We start from the raw sequence: 14,680 nt of genomic DNA, 5'->3' as shown, positions 1-14,680 counted from the left end.
GATGCCTACATCTTCTCGAGTCTCGTCGGCGGTCTCGAGATCAGTCAGGTGGTCGATCCCCTGGTGACGGTGAAAAACGCCGTGCCGAAGGAGTACCTCTCCGATCCGTTCTGACCCCGGCACGACGCACGTCGTCCGAACGTGAAGGTCACGACAGTCGAAGATGCGACTGTTCGAGCCGTCTGGATGGTGAGAGGGTTCGACGGGGCGGCCCCTCGTTCAGGAGACTTCATCTCAAGTGACCGAAGGGGTCTCGTTCGTTCACCACAGCAAAAACCCCGCAAAAATAGAAGATCACGAACCCAATCATCGATAAAACCGCACCCATCCACCCGAAGGGGTCGGGGAACGAAAGCAGGGCTCCTGCCTCGAGTCCGACCAGCAGACTGAAGGCCAGCCAAAGTACGAACGAAGCCATAAAATAACGCTCACTGCCGTTGGTATCTGCTCTTTTCGATACGACAAAGAGAACACAGATACCCAACGTTGGAACGAGGAGATTGACGAAGTGGCGTTGCCCGCCAACCCAATCGATCATAGAAGAAGACAGTTGTCCTCCGAACTTATTTCCTTGGCAATCTTTTGCTGGGGGAGAGAACACGTCCGGAAACTCAGGACAGTCACGGCTCGGTGGCTGGAAGCCTGAACCGAAACGTCGCTCCGTCGCCGGGTTCGGAGTCGACCCAGATTTCGCCGTCGTGGCGCTCGACGATGCGTTGACAGAGCGCGAGCCCGATACCAGTGCCCCGGTGTTCCTCGTGTGCGTGCAGGCGCTCGAACACCTCGAAGATGCGCTCCTGCTCGTCGGGCTCGATCCCGATCCCATCGTCGTGAACCGAAACAATCCAGTCGTTTCCCTCGCGTTCGGCGGTGACGTCGATCCGCGGTGGCTGCTCGCCGCTGTACTCGATTGCATTACTCAAGAGGTTCTGGAACACTTGACGCAGTTGCCCGGCGTCGCCCTTGACGTGTGGCAGGTCGTCGGCCGCAATCTCGGCGTCGCTTTCTTCGATTCGAATCCGTAGATCGTCACGAGCGGCGTCGAGAACGTCGTTCAGGTCGGCCGATTCGAACGGCTCACCCTGCGTTTCGACCCGCGAGTACGCGAGCAACCCGTCGATCATGTTGCGCATCCGGTCGGCACCGTCGATGGCAAACTCGAGAAACTCCGTGCCGTCCTCGTCGAAGGCGTCTCGGTACCGACGGTCGATCAGTTGGAGGTAGCTCGAGATCATCCGCAGTGGCTCCTGAAGGTCGTGGCTGGCGGCGTACGCGAACCGCTCGAGTCGCTCGTTCGACTCCTCGAGGTCGCGTACTAGCTCTTCGAGTTCCTGCTGGTATCGGTGGCGCTCGATGGCTTCGGCGAGGATGTTCGCGACGCTCTGGACGAAGCTCACGTCTTGCTCGGTGAACGACCGACGGTCGGTGTCGTGAGTCCCGAGGATGCCCCACGCGTCGTCGAACGGCCCGATGACGGTACTGATCCCGCTACGGACATCGTGGTTCCGCAGTAGCTCGGGACCGCCGAATCGTGACTCCGCCCGGAGATCCTCGACGACGATCGGGTGATCGTTGGCCAGGGTGTACGCGGCCTGGGAGTCCGCTTCGACGGCGGACACTGTCGCGTTACCGACGATCCCGTCGTGCCAGCCGACGCCCTCGCGTAACAACAGTTCTCGCTTGTCGGGACGGAGATCGAGCACCTTGCAGTACTCGTTGTCGAGCACGTCCGCTACCTGCTGGGCCGTCTCGTGCATGAGTTCGTCGAGGTCGTCGGTTTCGAGTGCGAACTGTCCGAGATCGGCAACGGCCTGTTGCTGGCGGGCTCGCTGTCCGAGCGCCCGTTCGCGTTCTTTGCGCTCGGTGATTTCCTGTGACATGGCCGTGGCGGCAAAGACGTCTCCATCGTCGTCTCGAACGGGGACGAAGCGGAACTGATAGACGCGGTCGTCGATCGTCTCCTCGAACTCCGAGGGATCGCCATCCAGCGCAGCCTCGTAGTGTGGAACGACGGTGTCGGCTATTCTCTGGGGCAACACTTCATACACTGGGGAGTCTTCGAGTTCGTCTCTCGAAATGTCTACATCTCCTTCCGGTGTCCCCCCAAACGTGACGTAGTGGAGGTTTTCGTCGACGAGAGCGACGACACCGTTGGGGAAGTTTTCGATGAGCGTCTCGGTCCACCGCCGGTACTCCTCGAGTTGCCGCTCGTACTCCCGGCGTTCGGTCACGTCTTGTACGACGAGCATCCCCCGGAATATCTCGTCGTCGACGGGTCCGACCGGCAGCGTGTAGGCGTGAAAGCACCGGTCGTGGAACTCGACCTCGAACGAGTTCGACTCGCCGTCGAGGGCGGCCTCGAAGTACGGTTCGACTTCCTCGAGGAGAGTGTCGGGATAGATTTCGTAGACGCTGTTCCCGATTCGATCCTCCTTGTCGACGCCGATATCGTCTAACAGACGACCGCCGATGGCGGTATACTTCAGGTCCTTGTCGAACAGACCCACGGCACCGTTGGGAAAGTGCTCGACGAGCGTTCGGTAGCGCCGCTCGGATTCCTCGAGTGCGCGTTCACGCTCTTTCCGCTCGGTAACGTCGCGGACGACACCGGTCCGGCCGACCGACCCGTCTTCGAGTTCGTACGGGCCGAATCGTCCTTCGACCGGAATCGTCTCACCGCTTGCAGTTTCGAGTTCGAACTCGAGGGACACGTACTCCCGTTCGTCTCCGAGGGAGTCCTCGGTCGTCGCCGTGGCTCGCTCCGTGATCGTCTCGTCGTGGACGAGCGTCGCGGGTGCACCCTGTAGCTCCTCGCGTTCGTAGCCGGTCATCTCGCAGAACGCCTCGTTGACCATCACGAATCGGTCGTCGTCGTCGAGCGTTGCGACGCCGTCCCAGATCGTCTCGATCGTTCTCTCGTATCGTTGCAGTTTTCGTTCGCGTTTCTTCTGATTGGTAATCTCCCGGAAGTAGACCGACAACCCCGATTCGGATGGGTAGATGGCGTTGTGGAACCACCTGTCTACCGGGTCGTAGTAGTCCTCGAGAACGACCGGCTCTTGCGTTTCGAGAGCGTTCGACAGTGCGTTCTCGAAGGGGTCGGTGAGGGTGACTATATCGCGGATGTCCGTCCCGATTGCGGACTCGTCTAGTCCCAAAACGTCCATCGCGTGACTGTTCAGGACCAGGAATCGGAGATTCTCGTCGAGAGCGTAGAACCCATCCGAGATGCGTTCGAGAACCTCGTCGAGTTCACGCTCGAGTTCGTCGCGTTGGCGATCGGGTCGGGCAGTCTGTGTTCCCTGCCTCCGTTCGGACTCTTTCTCCTCGCTATCGTCCGCCCCAGCCGGCCGCCACCACACGCGTCCACTCCCACCGACCGTCTTGGTCTCGAGCCAGCCGTGATCGACGAGTCGCTCCAGACGCTCGTCGGCACTCCGACGGCCGCAACTGACTTGCTCGGTGACCTCCGTCGTCGTCAGCGGTGCCCCACCCGCGTCGAAGAGCGCGAGGACTTCCTGCAGGGATTCGGTCAACGATGCAGAAGTCATACCATAGCACAACCCCCAGACGACGATAAGGGCTGCGCCGGTGGAGACCGACTGCGACCGCACGACTCTCTTCCGTCACTCTGTGGATTTCCAGTGACGAGCGTTTCGACCAAAGGCCGGTAGAAAGAACGGCGTAGTGACTGGAGACGGACGGACCGAAACCGCGGACACAGCGATCAGAGGTCACGAGCGACCATCTCGCCCCAGTGGTCGAACCCGTGGCGCTCGTAGAACGCCTGTGCACGCTCGTTTTCCCGATCGACGTCGAGGACGAGTCGCTTGAGCGGGAGGTCCTGCTCGCGAGCGGCTTCGACGGCGGCGGTCATCAGTTCGTCCGCGAGGCCCGTTCCGCGGTACTGTTCGCGGACGTAGATTTCGTTCAGGACGGCGGCGTCCCATATATAGGCGTGGGTACCGGGCAAAAGGAAGACGTAGCCGACCGGATCGGGTGAGAGGTCGTCGCTGGTACCGTCACCGTCGTCCGCGACAGCCACCTGCACGCTTCGTTCGTCGTGCTCGATACAACGTTCGACCCACTCGAGGTATCCCTCACGGTAGTCGTCCGTGAGCTTCGCGGCGTACGTGGCTGCCTTCTGCTCGCTACCGGTCCCGGAGCCGAGTCCAGTCTCGAAAGCGCGTTTCAGCTCCCAGAGTGTGTCGGCATCCGACGCCGGGTCGTACGGTCTGATCGACATACACGGGTGAGTTGCGGGAACTGGTATAACGCTGCTGGTCCCGGTAGGAAACGAACGCCGATCGGCGGCGACCCGTTAGGCGGAAGACGAGTCGGCCCCACTCGAGTAGACGAACTCCCGGAGGAGTTTTCCCGCGAGCGAGGCCGCCTGGCCGTCGTCGCGGTCGTTGACTTCGACGACGTCGAAGGCCGTCGCCTGTGGGGCGACCTCGCGGACGACTGCCCGCATCTCTCGGGGCTCGAGGCCGAACGGCTCCATCGTCCCGGTTCCGGGCGCGTAGGCTGGGTCAGCACCGTCGATATCGACACTCAGGTAGACTTCGCGTCCCTCGAGACGGTCGCCGAAGGTAAAATCGGCGACGTCCGCGGGCGCAACGACGGTGACGTCGTCTTCGGCCGCTCGCTCCCACTCCGGCTCGCTGCCCGTTCTCGCACCCAGGATAATCGCTTCCCCGACTGACGCTTGCTCGAGAATGCGACGGGTTACGCAGGCATGAGAGAGATCGTTGCCGTCGTAGTCGTCGCGCAGGTCGAGGTGGGCATCGAGACAGACGAAGACCTCCGGCTCGGCGGCGCGTACGCCCGCAAGCGAGACGGTGTGTTCGCCCCCCAGAAGGAGGGGGACGGCATCGTCCCAAACGACATCGCGCAGCGTCCCCTCGAGCCACTCGAGGTAGTCGGGAACGTCGTCCCAGGCTCGAACGTCGCCGTGGTCGACGACGCCGAGTTCGGAGAAGTACTGATCAGTTCGACGGTCGTAGTCGTCGAAGGTCTCCGCAAACGTCCGGATGCGCCGGGGGCCAAAACGGGTCCCCGGCTGAAAGGTCGTCGTCGCGTCCAGAGGCGCACCGACGACCACGAAGTTCGCTCCGTCACGGGTATCGTATCCCGCGTCGCTCCCCCCGCGTTCGTCAGTTGCCCCGGGAAACATTAGATAATCTTTCGCTGGTCTTCCATCTCGAGGTATTCGATGTTCTCGTCGGGCGAGGGGTCGGCATCTTCGGGGACGCGCATCGTGAGGGTCTCGTAGGTTTCCAGGTCCATGACCTGCATGTCCGAGCCGTCGACGGAGACGACCTGCCCCTGTTTGCGCTCGATGATCGGGACCCAAATCTTCGCGTCGACGGGCTGGGAGAGCGAGCGTTTCTTCCCGTCGAAGACGCCTTCGGCCTCGATACGGGCCTTGGCGCTGCCGTGTTTCCCGGGCTTTGCCGTCGAGTAGGAGTTGATCTTACACGGCGCATCGTCGATCATCACGTAGCTACCTTCCTGGAGGTCGCGAACTTCGTTTTGCTGCTTCGCCATGTCCCGGGGTAATCAACCGACGGCCATAAACCGTTTGGAATACGCTCCCGCCGGCTTCAGCCCGTTAACAGGTCACTTGGAATCGGTGCGACGGCAGGCGAATCGAAACGAAACGATCACCTGAACCCGCCGTGAACTCCCACGGGAATGATCGACGGCGGGTTCGAACCGACGGGTCGGCTTCTGGCCGGAGTCGCAGTGGTGGGTCTGCTAGGTGTGGCTACCGTGCTCTACCGGCGTCGGAACCGCAGCTCTCGGCCGCAACTCGCGGCCGCTCTCGACACAGCACTCGCCGACGCCCTCCCGTCGGGGCGAGGGACCCACCTCGAGCAGCCGCCGCAGGTTCGAGGGATCGACGTACTCGAAGGTGGAGAGGGGGACGAAACGATGGAGACGCAACTCGCCCCGGCCGTTCGAATCGATCTCGAGACCGCCGACACGCCCGGAATGGAACTGGTCTTCGACTACGTCGCGGACGTACTCGAGGCGATCCACCCGGTTCTCGAAGATCACGACAAGCCCGTTGTCCGCTACGACCTCGAGTTCTCGTTCGGTCCGGACGGTCTGCTCGTCGAGGGTGAATGTCGGCGCGTAACGGTCCCCGCGGCGTTTGCAGAGCGGCTGCTCGAGGAGGAGACGTATCGGGCGTTCGACCTCCGAAAGGACGTCGAACGGGTGGACGAACGCGAGGACGAAGTCGGGACGCTCTGGGCGGCGTGTTGATGGGCAGCCGTCTATTTATCGACGGCCAACACTTATCAGCCGCGTGTCCGAACGTCGATAGCGATGCCCTCCAGACGCACGCTCCTCGCGGCCTGCGGTAGCGCGGTCCTCGCTGGGTGTTCGACGCGATACGCCGATCCAGCGGGCGACGCCACCTGGCCCCAGCGCGGCCGGGACGCCGCTCGAACCGGGACGCGGGCCGACGGCCCCGATCCGCCGTTGACGACTGCGTGGACGTACGACGCGAACGCGGGTCTTGGCAGCCCGGATTGCTCGCCGGTGATGGCCGACGGAACCGTCTTTCTCGCGTACACCGAACACCGCGACGACGGCGAACAGGCCGCCGTCCTTGATGCGGTCGACGCCGAGACTGGAGTACACCAGTGGACAACGACCGTCGCGACCACGACCGCACAGATGCAGGAAACGCACAGTCACACCGATTCGCTCGCGATTGCCGACGACGCTGTGTTGCTCCAGACCGCGAACGGACTGGTGGCTCTCGAGAGCGGCGACGCCGACGACGCGGGAGCCGAACGCTGGCGGTTCGACAACGTCGGCGACGGCCAGCTCGGTACCGTTGCCGCACAGCCAGGCGTCGGCGACGGACACGTCTACACCGGCTTTCATCGTCACGGACGGGAAGAAAGCGACCGCGCGCTCTACGCGATCGACCTCGAGGACGGCGAGCAACACTGGCGCTACGAGATCGACGACTGGGAGGACCACCACGTCCTCGTCTACCCGCCGGCAGTCGACGACGGCATCGTCTACGCTGCGATAGGTGGTGGCGGAGTCGTGGCAATCGACGCCGCTGACGGGACGGAACTGTGGAGCGAACGCCTCCCCGCCTACGGTGCTCCGACGGTCGCGGAGGGACGTGTATTCGTCGGGATCGACGCCGAGGAAAGCGGCGTCGCTGCCCTCTCGACGGAAACGGGGGACCGACGGTGGACGCGAACGGACGCCGTCGTCCCCACCGGTGCCGCCGTCGCCGACGGCACCGTCTACTACGCGGCGATGGACCGACTCGTCGCTCGAGACGCGGCCACGGGCGATCCAGTCTGGACCATCGATGAAACCGGCTCTTCAGAGGGCGACCATATCTACAGGAGCGTGCCGACCGTCGCCGGCGACTCTCTTTACGTGGCCGGAAGCTCGCTGTTCGCCGTTGACCGGGACGCCGGCGAGTTACGGGAGCGAATCGGCGACGTCTGGACGAGTGCGTCGCCCGCGGTCGGCGACGACGTGGTCATCGCCTCGCTCGAGGAGGGAACACTCGAGGCGCTGGTGGAGTGTCGAACCGAGTTGTTCGACCGGTGCCTGCGGTAGGCGGCTGATAAGAACCTGTCGGAGTATGAAAACTTATGACTGAACGACGAGTCGCTACGAGCGATGCCCGCCAGACGCGCTCTACTCGCAGCCTGTGGAACGGTGGTGCTTGCGGGCTGTATCGGACGGAGCGACGACTCGACGGTCGAATCGTCGTGGCCCGGTCACGGCTACGACAGCGCCCGGACGGGAACCGTCGACGATCGTAACGGTCCGGAACCACCGTTGACGGCGGTCTGGTCTCGTTCGCTCCCACGATATGGTGGCAGTGACGCGTCTCCACTGCTCGCCGACGGAACAGTCTACGTCGCCTACACCGACGGACCATTCACCGGACCGGAAGCCGAACGGGACGTTCGGATCGAAGCGTTCGATGCCGTGTCGGGCGACAGTCGATGGACTACGACGGCGACGACGACGCAAGAGGGAGGATCGACGTACCACCACGCCGACTCCCTCGCACTCGCCGACAACGCGATTCTCGTCCAGACCGCCGACGGGCTCTGTGCGGTCGACACCGACGGGAGCCGTCGATGGTGTTTCGACAACGTCTCCGATGGCCAACTCAGCCACCAGACGATCGTTCCGGGCGTCGGCGACGACGCTGTGTACACGGGTCACTACCGCCAGATCGCGACTACCGAGAGCCACCCCTTCTTTTACGCCGTCGATCTCGAGACCGGCGAGGAACGCTGGCGTCACGAGTTCGAAGAATGGGACGGTCAGCTCGTCTTCTCGCCGGCGGTGGCCGACGGTGTCGTCTATCTCGCGGAGTTCGACGACGGTCTCACGGCGCTCGATACCGACGACGGGTCGGAACTGTGGCGCACCAATCTCTCGGTAGACAGTGCGCCGACGGTGACCGACGGAGCGGTCTTCGTCACGTATGCCGACCTGGGCGAGAACGACGAGGACCACGAGTACGGCGCAGCGGCCGTCGAAGCCGACACCGGAGAGATTCGCTGGCGCGCTGACGAAGACGACGGCGGCGGGTGGATACCGCGACACCTCGCAGCGACGGGAGACACCGTCTATTACGTCTCGGACGGACGGCTGATCGCCAGGGATACGGCGACCGGAGACCGACAGTGGGACGACCGGGGTCGGCAACTGGTTGCCGACGACGACGATATTGCAGACGACGAGAACTACAGCATCGAGACCGGCACGCCGGCCGTCGTCGATGACCGAATCTACGTCGGTGGCGACGGAGTGATCGTGATCGACCGCTATACTGGCGAGGTACTCGCTCGAGTCGACGTGGCCGATCATCGGCTCGAGACCACGATCGCCGTCGCCGACGACTGGCTCTACGCGAACGTCGACGCAGAGTTGTACGGCATCTCCGAGTGTCGAACCGAACTGTTCGGTCGCTGTCTCCGCTGACGATCAGCCCTCGAGCACCTGTCCAATCCGCGCTAACCCTTCCTCGAGTTCGTCGGTCGGCAAGCCGAAGCCGATTCGAAATCGGTCCGAATGGCCGAAGAACTCGCCGGGGGCGAGGACGACGCTCTCTGCCTCGAGGACGGTTCGACAGAACTCCTTGCCGCTCTCGAAGCCGTCCGGCACCGTCACGAAGCCGTTGACGCCGACGGGGTCGTACCACTCGAGGCCGTGGCGCTCGAGGAACGCGACGGTGATCTCGTGGTTCCGGGCGACGAGTTCGCGGTTCTGCTCGAGGATCGTGTCGCTCTGCTCGAGGGCCTGTTCCGCGACGTGCTGGCCGAAGATGCCCGGCGAGATGGTCGTGTAGTCCTTCCACTGGCAGGCAGCCTCGACGACCGCCCGATCGCCGGCGAGCCAGCCGAATCGCAGTCCGGCGAGACCGTACGACTTCGAGAGGCTGGTCGTCGAGAGCCCGTGTGGTCCCATGCCCGCGACCGGCGGCAGCGGATCGTCGGCGAGCAGCCGGTACACCTCGTCACAGAGCAGGTAGGCGTCGTTGTCCGCGGCGAGATCGTACAGCGTCTCGACCGTCTCGAGCGGGTGATACCGACCCGTGGGGTTGTTCGGGTTGTTCAGGACGATGAGTCGCGTTTCCCGTCGAATCGCCTCCGCGACGGCGTCGGGATCGAGCTCCCAGGTCGGCGGCTCGAGCGGGACTCGCGTCACGTCCCCGAACGCGTCGGGGACGGCGTGGAGCGCCTGGTAGGTCGGGGTGACGACGACGGCGTGGGCGTCACCGCTCGTGGAAGACGAAAGGCCGGGCGGTGAATCGCCCGCGAGCACGGACAGAAACGCGAGGAAGTTCGCCTCCTGCGTGCCGCTGGTACAGACGACCTCGTCGGTGCCGCGACCGTACCGCTCGCCGATCGTCCCCCGGAGAGCAGGGTCGCCGTCGGTCGGGATCACGTACCCCAGTTCGCCCGGATCGATGTCGAACCGGTCCGCGGAGAGGCTACGAACGCCGCTTTCTGCCAGCATGATGTCGGCCTCGTGTTCGTACTCGGCGAACCACCGCTCGAGGCCGAATGGATCGATCCGCATAGGACGCAATAGCGAGTCCGGAAAGAAAACGGTCGCGACCGGTCGGCGTTACCTGGGAACGACGGTCGGATTCGGAGGAGCGGAAAGCGGTTATCGCGGTTGGCGGGTGGCGGGTGGCCGTCGGCAGTCGACGATCGAACCCGACACCGACGCCCAGCGAAACCCGTCGAGCGAGGCGGGCGGCTCGAGCGGGACCGACTAGTTACTCGTCACCACGTCGCTGTCGAAGGTTCTGCCGGGTAAACTGCGGGCGGGCGGCGAGCGTGCTCCGGGTTCGGAACGACCGGTAGAGTTGGATCGTCACGACGGCCGAAAAGACGGCAGCGACGACCGACGCTTCGGGTGCCTCGAGCGCGTATAGCACGCCGGTCGAGAACAGTCCCATCGTGAGCAACATGCCGTAGATGAGCCGCTTTGCCAGGTCCTCGAAGACGTCTTTCGAGTCTTCGACACCGATACGGACGTAGAGGTCGTCCCGGTCGAGTCGGTCGAGCGCCCGTTCGGTTTTCGGTGCCATCCGGGTCAGCGACTCGGCCGACCGGCGGACCTGTTGGCCGGACTCCGAAAGGTACTGGCGGATCGACTCCTCGCGGTACCCTTGCTCGACCAGGTAGTCCGTCGCGGTCGAGATGAAGTCGAAGTCGGGATCGAGCGTCACGCAGACGCCCTCGACGACGGTCGCGACCCGCAAGACGAGCGCGAGGTTTTTCGGTAGCCGCAGCGGGAACTCGTAGATCGAGTCCTCGACCTGCCCGATGATCTGCTGGACGCGGTACTGCTCGATGTCCTCGCCGCGGGCGTCCTGGATGGCCAGTTCCATCACTTCGGCCATTACTGCCCGGTCGGCCTCCGGCGAGAGCGTTCCGATCTCGATGAGTGCGTCCAGAATCGCGTCGATATCCTGGTTCGCGACCGCGATGTAGAAGTCGACGATCTTCTCCTGGACGAACTCGTCGACCCGACCCGACATCCCGAAGTCGTAGAAGACGATCTCGCCGTCGTCGGTCACCGCCAGGTTCCCTGGGTGTGGATCGGCGTGGAAGACCCCATCGTCGACGATCATCCGCATGTAGGCCCACTGGAGGTTCTCGGCGATCTCACTCCGGTCGATCCCACGTCGATCGAGTTCGTCTACCTCGTTGATCTTGGTCCCGCCGACGTACTCCATCGTGAGCACGCGTGGTCCCGAGTGGCTGTCGACCACGTCGGGGATGACGTACCGGTCGTCGTCCCCGAGACTGGACTCGATCTCCCGGAGCATCTTCGCTTCGCGCTCGTAATCCATCTCCTCGCGGATGGTCTTCGAGAACTCGTCGGCGAGGTTCTCGAGCGAGAACGCCCGGGCGTCGTCGACGAAGTACAGCAGGATCGGCAGCGACCAGCGGATGACCTGCAGATCCGCCCGGACGAGTTCCTCGACGCCGGGCCGGCGAATCTTGACGGCGACCTCGCGGATGCTCTCGGCCGAACTCCCGGTACCGTCGATCCGCGCCCGGTGGACCTGCCCCAGGCTTGCACCGCTTATCGGCTCGGTGTCGAAGGAAGCGAACCGGTCGTCGACCGGGCCGATTTCGTGCTCGAGGACGAGTTTCGCCTCCTCCCAGTCGGCCGGCGGAACGTCGTCCTGCAAGGAAGCGAGCACGTCGATGTACTCCGGGGGCAGGACGTCGGGCCGGGTCGACAGGAGCTGGCCGAGCTTGATGAACGTCGGGCCAAGCGTCAGCAGCGACTCGAGCAGCCGCTCGGCTCGCCGGCGATGCGTTTCGGAGCTTACCCGCCGTCGCCGGCCGAACAGGAGGAACCGACGCCGGTCCCGTGCGTAGGCGAGCAACAGTGGAAGGAACTGCCAGGCGACGAGAACGAATCGTTTGTACGCTCGAAGTGAGGCCAGTCTGGGTCACCTCGGTTCGGCGTCCGCGTCGTCGGCCGTCGGTTCGTCGGCATCGATCCCCGAAGCGGTGTCGGCGTCGCGTTCCGACGCCGACGCCGAGTCGGCGTTCGAAACCGAGTCGTCCGTCACCTCGATCGTCGTCTCGCCTCCGGTCCGTTTCGGCAGCGTCAACTCGAGGACGCCGCGTTCGACCCGCGATTGTGCGTTGCCGGCGACGGCGTCGTCGGGGACCGGCAGGGAGACGTCGAAAAACAGCGAGCGGTTCTCCTCGATGTACTGGTATTCGCCGGGAATCTCCCGGTCTTTCTCCCGCCTGCCGTCGATCGAGAGAGTCCCCTCCTCGACCGTGACATCGATCGAGTCGGCGGTTACCCCCGGTACGTCCACGACGAGCAAGTAGGCGTCGTCGCTCTCGAGCAGATCGAAGAAGACGTCCTCGGAGAGGTCCCGCAACGCGTCGCGGAGCGCTGACATAGCTACAGGTTCGAACGCCGATACGAAAAAGGCCGCGGTAGCGGTCGATTCCCCAGGGGTCTCGACACGGTGGTCGGCGAAAGCCCCGACGCTTTTTCACCTCGGGCACCCCGCGTTAGGGTATGAAAGGAGCCGACAGCGAACGAACGGAGGCCGGGTTCAAGATACGAACCCCGGTCGACGAAGCCAGACGGGTGCTCCAGGAGGCGATCGAGGAGGGTCACCCGGAGTCACCCGCGACCGGCGTCGAAACCGTCGACGTGGCGCGAGCCGACGGGCGCGCTCTCGCCGCGCCCGTCGAATCGGTACGGAACGTGCCACACTACCGGCGGGCCGCGATGGACGGCTACGCCGTCCGGGCCGAGGACACGTTCGGCGCGAGCGACCGCTCACCGGAGCGGCTCCGCGTCGCCGGGAGCGCCGAGGCAGATGCCGACGTCGCGCCCGGTACCGCCGCACGGGTCCACACCGGGAGCGCCCTTCCCGACGGAGCGGATGCGGTCGTGATGATCGAACACGTCGAGGAGCGTGGTGACGCCCTCGAGGTCGAGGATGCCGTCGCGGAGGGTGAAAACGTCGCCCCGATTGGCGAAGATATCGAAGAGAGCCAGCACCTCTACGAGGCGGGCCACCGGCTTCGTCCCTCGGACCTCGGGCTCTTGCGGTCGGCGGGTTACGGACGCGTCGAAGTCGCGGCGAAACCGACCGTCGGCGTGATCCCGACCGGCGAGGAACTCGTCGAGGGCGATCCGGGACCGGGCGAAGTGATCGAGACGAACGGTCTCACCGTCTCCCGGCTGGCCGAACGCTGGGGAGCGAGGGCGACCTACCGCGACGTCGTCACCGACGACCCCGAGTCGCTCCGGGTGGCGATCCAGCGCGACCTGACGAAAGACGTCGTCGTCACTACCGGCGGCTCTTCGGTCGGCGAACGGGACCTCCTTCCCGAAGTGATCGACGACCTCGGCGAGGTACTCGTCCACGGTGTCGGTCTCAAACCGGGCCACCCCGTCTGTCTCGGCATCGTCGAGGACACGCCAGTCCTCGCTCTCCCGGGATATCCCGTCGCCTGCATCGTCAACGCCGTCCAGTTCCTCCGGCCGACCCTGCGCTGGCTCGAAGGAACCGAACCGGACCCCCACCCGACTACGCGTGCGGTCCTCGATCGCAAGATTCCGAGCGAGCCGGGGACGCGGACGTTCGCGCGGGTACAACTCGAGCAACGGGACGAGCGAGATGCCGATGGCGGCGACGAACCCGCCTACCGTGCTACTCCGACCCGCGCCAGCGGCTCCGGCGTCCTCTCGAGCGTCGCACTGGCAGACGGCTGGGTGGTCGTCGACGACGACCGCGAAGGGATTCCGGAAGGCGAGACAGTCGCCGTCCGGAACTGGGAACTGAACCCCTGACCCGAAGCTGACTCTGCCCCTGGCCTCGCCCCTTCCTGCGAGCGCGATGGCCGTCTTCGGCTCCGTACAGCGGCGTCGTCTCTACCGGCACTCTCGTTTCCGGTGGTCAGTTTCGTCTCGTCCGGCCTCGATCACGTAGTCCGCTCGTCTCCTTTCACTCATACTGCCGGGCAAAACGATGCACACAGCGGTCGTACTCGAGACGCGATCGGGCGGGGACTGCCTGTTGTCCAGTAGATCAGGTCCGTTCCCGTTCCCGTTCCCGTTCCCGATCACGGTCCCGTTGCCACTCCCGTTCCGGACGCTGCTCTCGGTCCGTCCTCTCGAGGTCGGTATCGATGCCGGTTCCCATCCGCTCGTCCCCGTCGGAAAACACACCCTCGAGGGCGTCGTCGACCCCGACGAGGCGCTCGAGGCGGCGTTCGAACTCCGCGTCGTCGATCTCGCCCGCCGCGTACCGGCGTTTGAGTTCGGCGATCGCGTCGTCCTCGCCGGCGTCGTCGGCCGTCGCCCGACGGAACTCCCCGGACTCCTCGTCGAACAGCGCGTCGGCGATCTCCTCGCCCCAAAAGAGGAAGATCGGGGTCAACAGGAACCAGCCGACGATCGCGATCAGTCCCGCGATCGGCTCGAGGCCGACGGTCCCCACGATGGAGAGCAGCGCGAACGTGACGATGCCGATCAGGAGCCAGAGGTCCTCCGCCACGAACTCGCGGAGATCCATCGCCATACGAACGCTACGACGGCTGCCTACAAAATGTCACCGGCGACGAGCAGTTTGGCGACCATTCCGGTCCCGATTCTCGATTGGAGA

Annotated in this window: 13 protein-coding genes and 1 pseudogene; 5 read left to right on the top strand and 9 right to left on the bottom strand. The window is 64.4% G+C overall.

What is annotated here, in order from left to right; translation table 11 throughout:
* A pseudogene (locus C446_RS20170) lies at window positions 1-114 on the top strand (acetamidase/formamidase family protein); the annotation flags it as partial.
* A 115-nt stretch (window positions 115-229) separates the two neighbouring features.
* Here C446_RS20170 and C446_RS18990 read toward each other — a convergent pair.
* The 5 genes from C446_RS18990 to C446_RS17390 all read right to left on the bottom strand — a co-directional run bounded on the left by C446_RS18990 (window position 230) and on the right by C446_RS17390 (window position 5,550).
* Window positions 230-538, bottom strand: coding sequence for a hypothetical protein (locus C446_RS18990; protein WP_006674454.1), 309 nt, complete (start codon window positions 536-538; stop codon window positions 230-232).
* Between the two features lie 82 nt (window positions 539-620).
* A complete protein-coding gene (locus tag C446_RS17405; RefSeq protein WP_006674453.1) occupies window positions 621-3,551 on the bottom strand; it encodes a PAS domain S-box protein in 2,931 nt (976 codons plus the stop codon).
* Window positions 3,552-3,727: 176 nt separating this feature from the next.
* Complete coding sequence (locus C446_RS17400) at window positions 3,728-4,246, bottom strand: GNAT family N-acetyltransferase (RefSeq protein ID WP_006674452.1); 519 nt, start codon at window positions 4,244-4,246, stop codon at window positions 3,728-3,730.
* 75 nt (window positions 4,247-4,321) lie between these two features.
* Window positions 4,322-5,176: an agmatinase gene (speB, locus tag C446_RS17395; protein WP_006674451.1), complete on the bottom strand. Its 855-nt coding sequence runs from the start codon at window positions 5,174-5,176 to the stop codon at window positions 4,322-4,324.
* Window positions 5,176-5,550, bottom strand: coding sequence for a translation initiation factor IF-5A (locus C446_RS17390; protein WP_006674450.1), 375 nt, complete (start codon window positions 5,548-5,550; stop codon window positions 5,176-5,178). The genes speB and C446_RS17390 overlap by 1 nt, the downstream gene beginning before the upstream one ends.
* 147 nt (window positions 5,551-5,697) lie before the next feature.
* On the opposite strand from C446_RS17390, the gene C446_RS17385 reads away from it, so the two are divergent.
* The 3 genes from C446_RS17385 (at window position 5,698) to C446_RS17375 (ending at window position 8,991) form a co-directional block, all read left to right on the top strand.
* Window positions 5,698-6,273, top strand: coding sequence for a hypothetical protein (locus tag C446_RS17385; protein ID WP_006674449.1), 576 nt, complete (start codon window positions 5,698-5,700; stop codon window positions 6,271-6,273).
* A 63-nt stretch (window positions 6,274-6,336) separates the two neighbouring features.
* The gene (locus C446_RS17380) at window positions 6,337-7,605 is read left to right on the top strand and encodes an outer membrane protein assembly factor BamB family protein (protein ID WP_006674448.1); all 1,269 of its coding nucleotides are present in this window, start codon (window positions 6,337-6,339) and stop codon (window positions 7,603-7,605) included.
* 63 nt (window positions 7,606-7,668) lie between these two features.
* The gene (locus C446_RS17375; protein WP_006674447.1) at window positions 7,669-8,991 is read left to right on the top strand and encodes an outer membrane protein assembly factor BamB family protein; all 1,323 of its coding nucleotides are present in this window, start codon (window positions 7,669-7,671) and stop codon (window positions 8,989-8,991) included.
* A gap of 3 nt (window positions 8,992-8,994) precedes the next feature.
* Here the strand turns inward: C446_RS17375 and C446_RS17370 are convergent, their stop codons facing one another.
* From C446_RS17370 to C446_RS17360, 3 genes are all read right to left on the bottom strand, one after another.
* Window positions 8,995-10,092: an aminotransferase class I/II-fold pyridoxal phosphate-dependent enzyme gene (locus C446_RS17370; RefSeq protein ID WP_006674446.1), complete on the bottom strand. Its 1,098-nt coding sequence runs from the start codon at window positions 10,090-10,092 to the stop codon at window positions 8,995-8,997.
* Window positions 10,093-10,294: 202 nt separating this feature from the next.
* Window positions 10,295-11,923, bottom strand: a complete 1,629-nt coding sequence (locus tag C446_RS17365) for an ABC1 kinase family protein (protein ID WP_006674445.1) — start codon at window positions 11,921-11,923, stop codon at window positions 10,295-10,297.
* A 66-nt stretch (window positions 11,924-11,989) separates the two neighbouring features.
* On the bottom strand, window positions 11,990-12,457 hold the full coding sequence (locus C446_RS17360; RefSeq protein WP_006674444.1) for an Hsp20/alpha crystallin family protein: 468 nt from the start codon (window positions 12,455-12,457) through the stop codon (window positions 11,990-11,992).
* Between the two features lie 122 nt (window positions 12,458-12,579).
* Between C446_RS17360 and C446_RS17355 the strand changes: the two genes are divergently transcribed.
* Window positions 12,580-13,866 carry a molybdopterin molybdotransferase MoeA gene (locus tag C446_RS17355; RefSeq protein WP_006674443.1) on the top strand — a complete coding sequence of 429 codons (1,287 nt, stop codon included), beginning with the start codon at window positions 12,580-12,582 and terminating at the stop codon, window positions 13,864-13,866.
* A 238-nt stretch (window positions 13,867-14,104) separates the two neighbouring features.
* Here the strand turns inward: C446_RS17355 and C446_RS17350 are convergent, their stop codons facing one another.
* Window positions 14,105-14,596, bottom strand: coding sequence for an SHOCT domain-containing protein (locus tag C446_RS17350; protein WP_049920332.1), 492 nt, complete (start codon window positions 14,594-14,596; stop codon window positions 14,105-14,107).
* Window positions 14,597-14,680 lie beyond the last annotated feature (84 nt).

Origin of the sequence: Halobiforma nitratireducens JCM 10879 (assembly GCF_000337895.1) — an archaeon.
Lineage (GTDB): Archaea > Halobacteriota > Halobacteria > Halobacteriales > Natrialbaceae > Natronobacterium > Natronobacterium nitratireducens.
This window is presented reverse-complemented; position numbering and strand designations above follow the sequence as displayed.

Bases quoted from the DNA above. Each gene is read 5' to 3' on its own strand.
- C446_RS18990 (WP_006674454.1), bottom strand. From the start codon at position 538: ATGATCGATTGGGTTGGCGGGCAACGCCACTTCGTCAATCTCCTCGTT.
- C446_RS17405 (WP_006674453.1), bottom strand. From the start codon at position 3,551: ATGACTTCTGCATCGTTGACCGAATCCCTGCAGGAAGTCCTCGCGCTC.
- C446_RS17400 (WP_006674452.1), bottom strand. From the start codon at position 4,246: ATGTCGATCAGACCGTACGACCCGGCGTCGGATGCCGACACACTCTGG.
- speB (WP_006674451.1), bottom strand. From the start codon at position 5,176: ATGTTTCCCGGGGCAACTGACGAACGCGGGGGGAGCGACGCGGGATAC.
- C446_RS17390 (WP_006674450.1), bottom strand. From the start codon at position 5,550: ATGGCGAAGCAGCAAAACGAAGTTCGCGACCTCCAGGAAGGTAGCTAC.
- C446_RS17385 (WP_006674449.1), top strand. From the start codon at position 5,698: ATGATCGACGGCGGGTTCGAACCGACGGGTCGGCTTCTGGCCGGAGTC.
- C446_RS17380 (WP_006674448.1), top strand. From the start codon at position 6,337: ATGCCCTCCAGACGCACGCTCCTCGCGGCCTGCGGTAGCGCGGTCCTC.
- C446_RS17375 (WP_006674447.1), top strand. From the start codon at position 7,669: ATGCCCGCCAGACGCGCTCTACTCGCAGCCTGTGGAACGGTGGTGCTT.
- C446_RS17370 (WP_006674446.1), bottom strand. From the start codon at position 10,092: ATGCGGATCGATCCATTCGGCCTCGAGCGGTGGTTCGCCGAGTACGAA.
- C446_RS17360 (WP_006674444.1), bottom strand. From the start codon at position 12,457: ATGTCAGCGCTCCGCGACGCGTTGCGGGACCTCTCCGAGGACGTCTTC.
- C446_RS17355 (WP_006674443.1), top strand. From the start codon at position 12,580: ATGAAAGGAGCCGACAGCGAACGAACGGAGGCCGGGTTCAAGATACGA.
- C446_RS17350 (WP_049920332.1), bottom strand. From the start codon at position 14,596: ATGGCGATGGATCTCCGCGAGTTCGTGGCGGAGGACCTCTGGCTCCTG.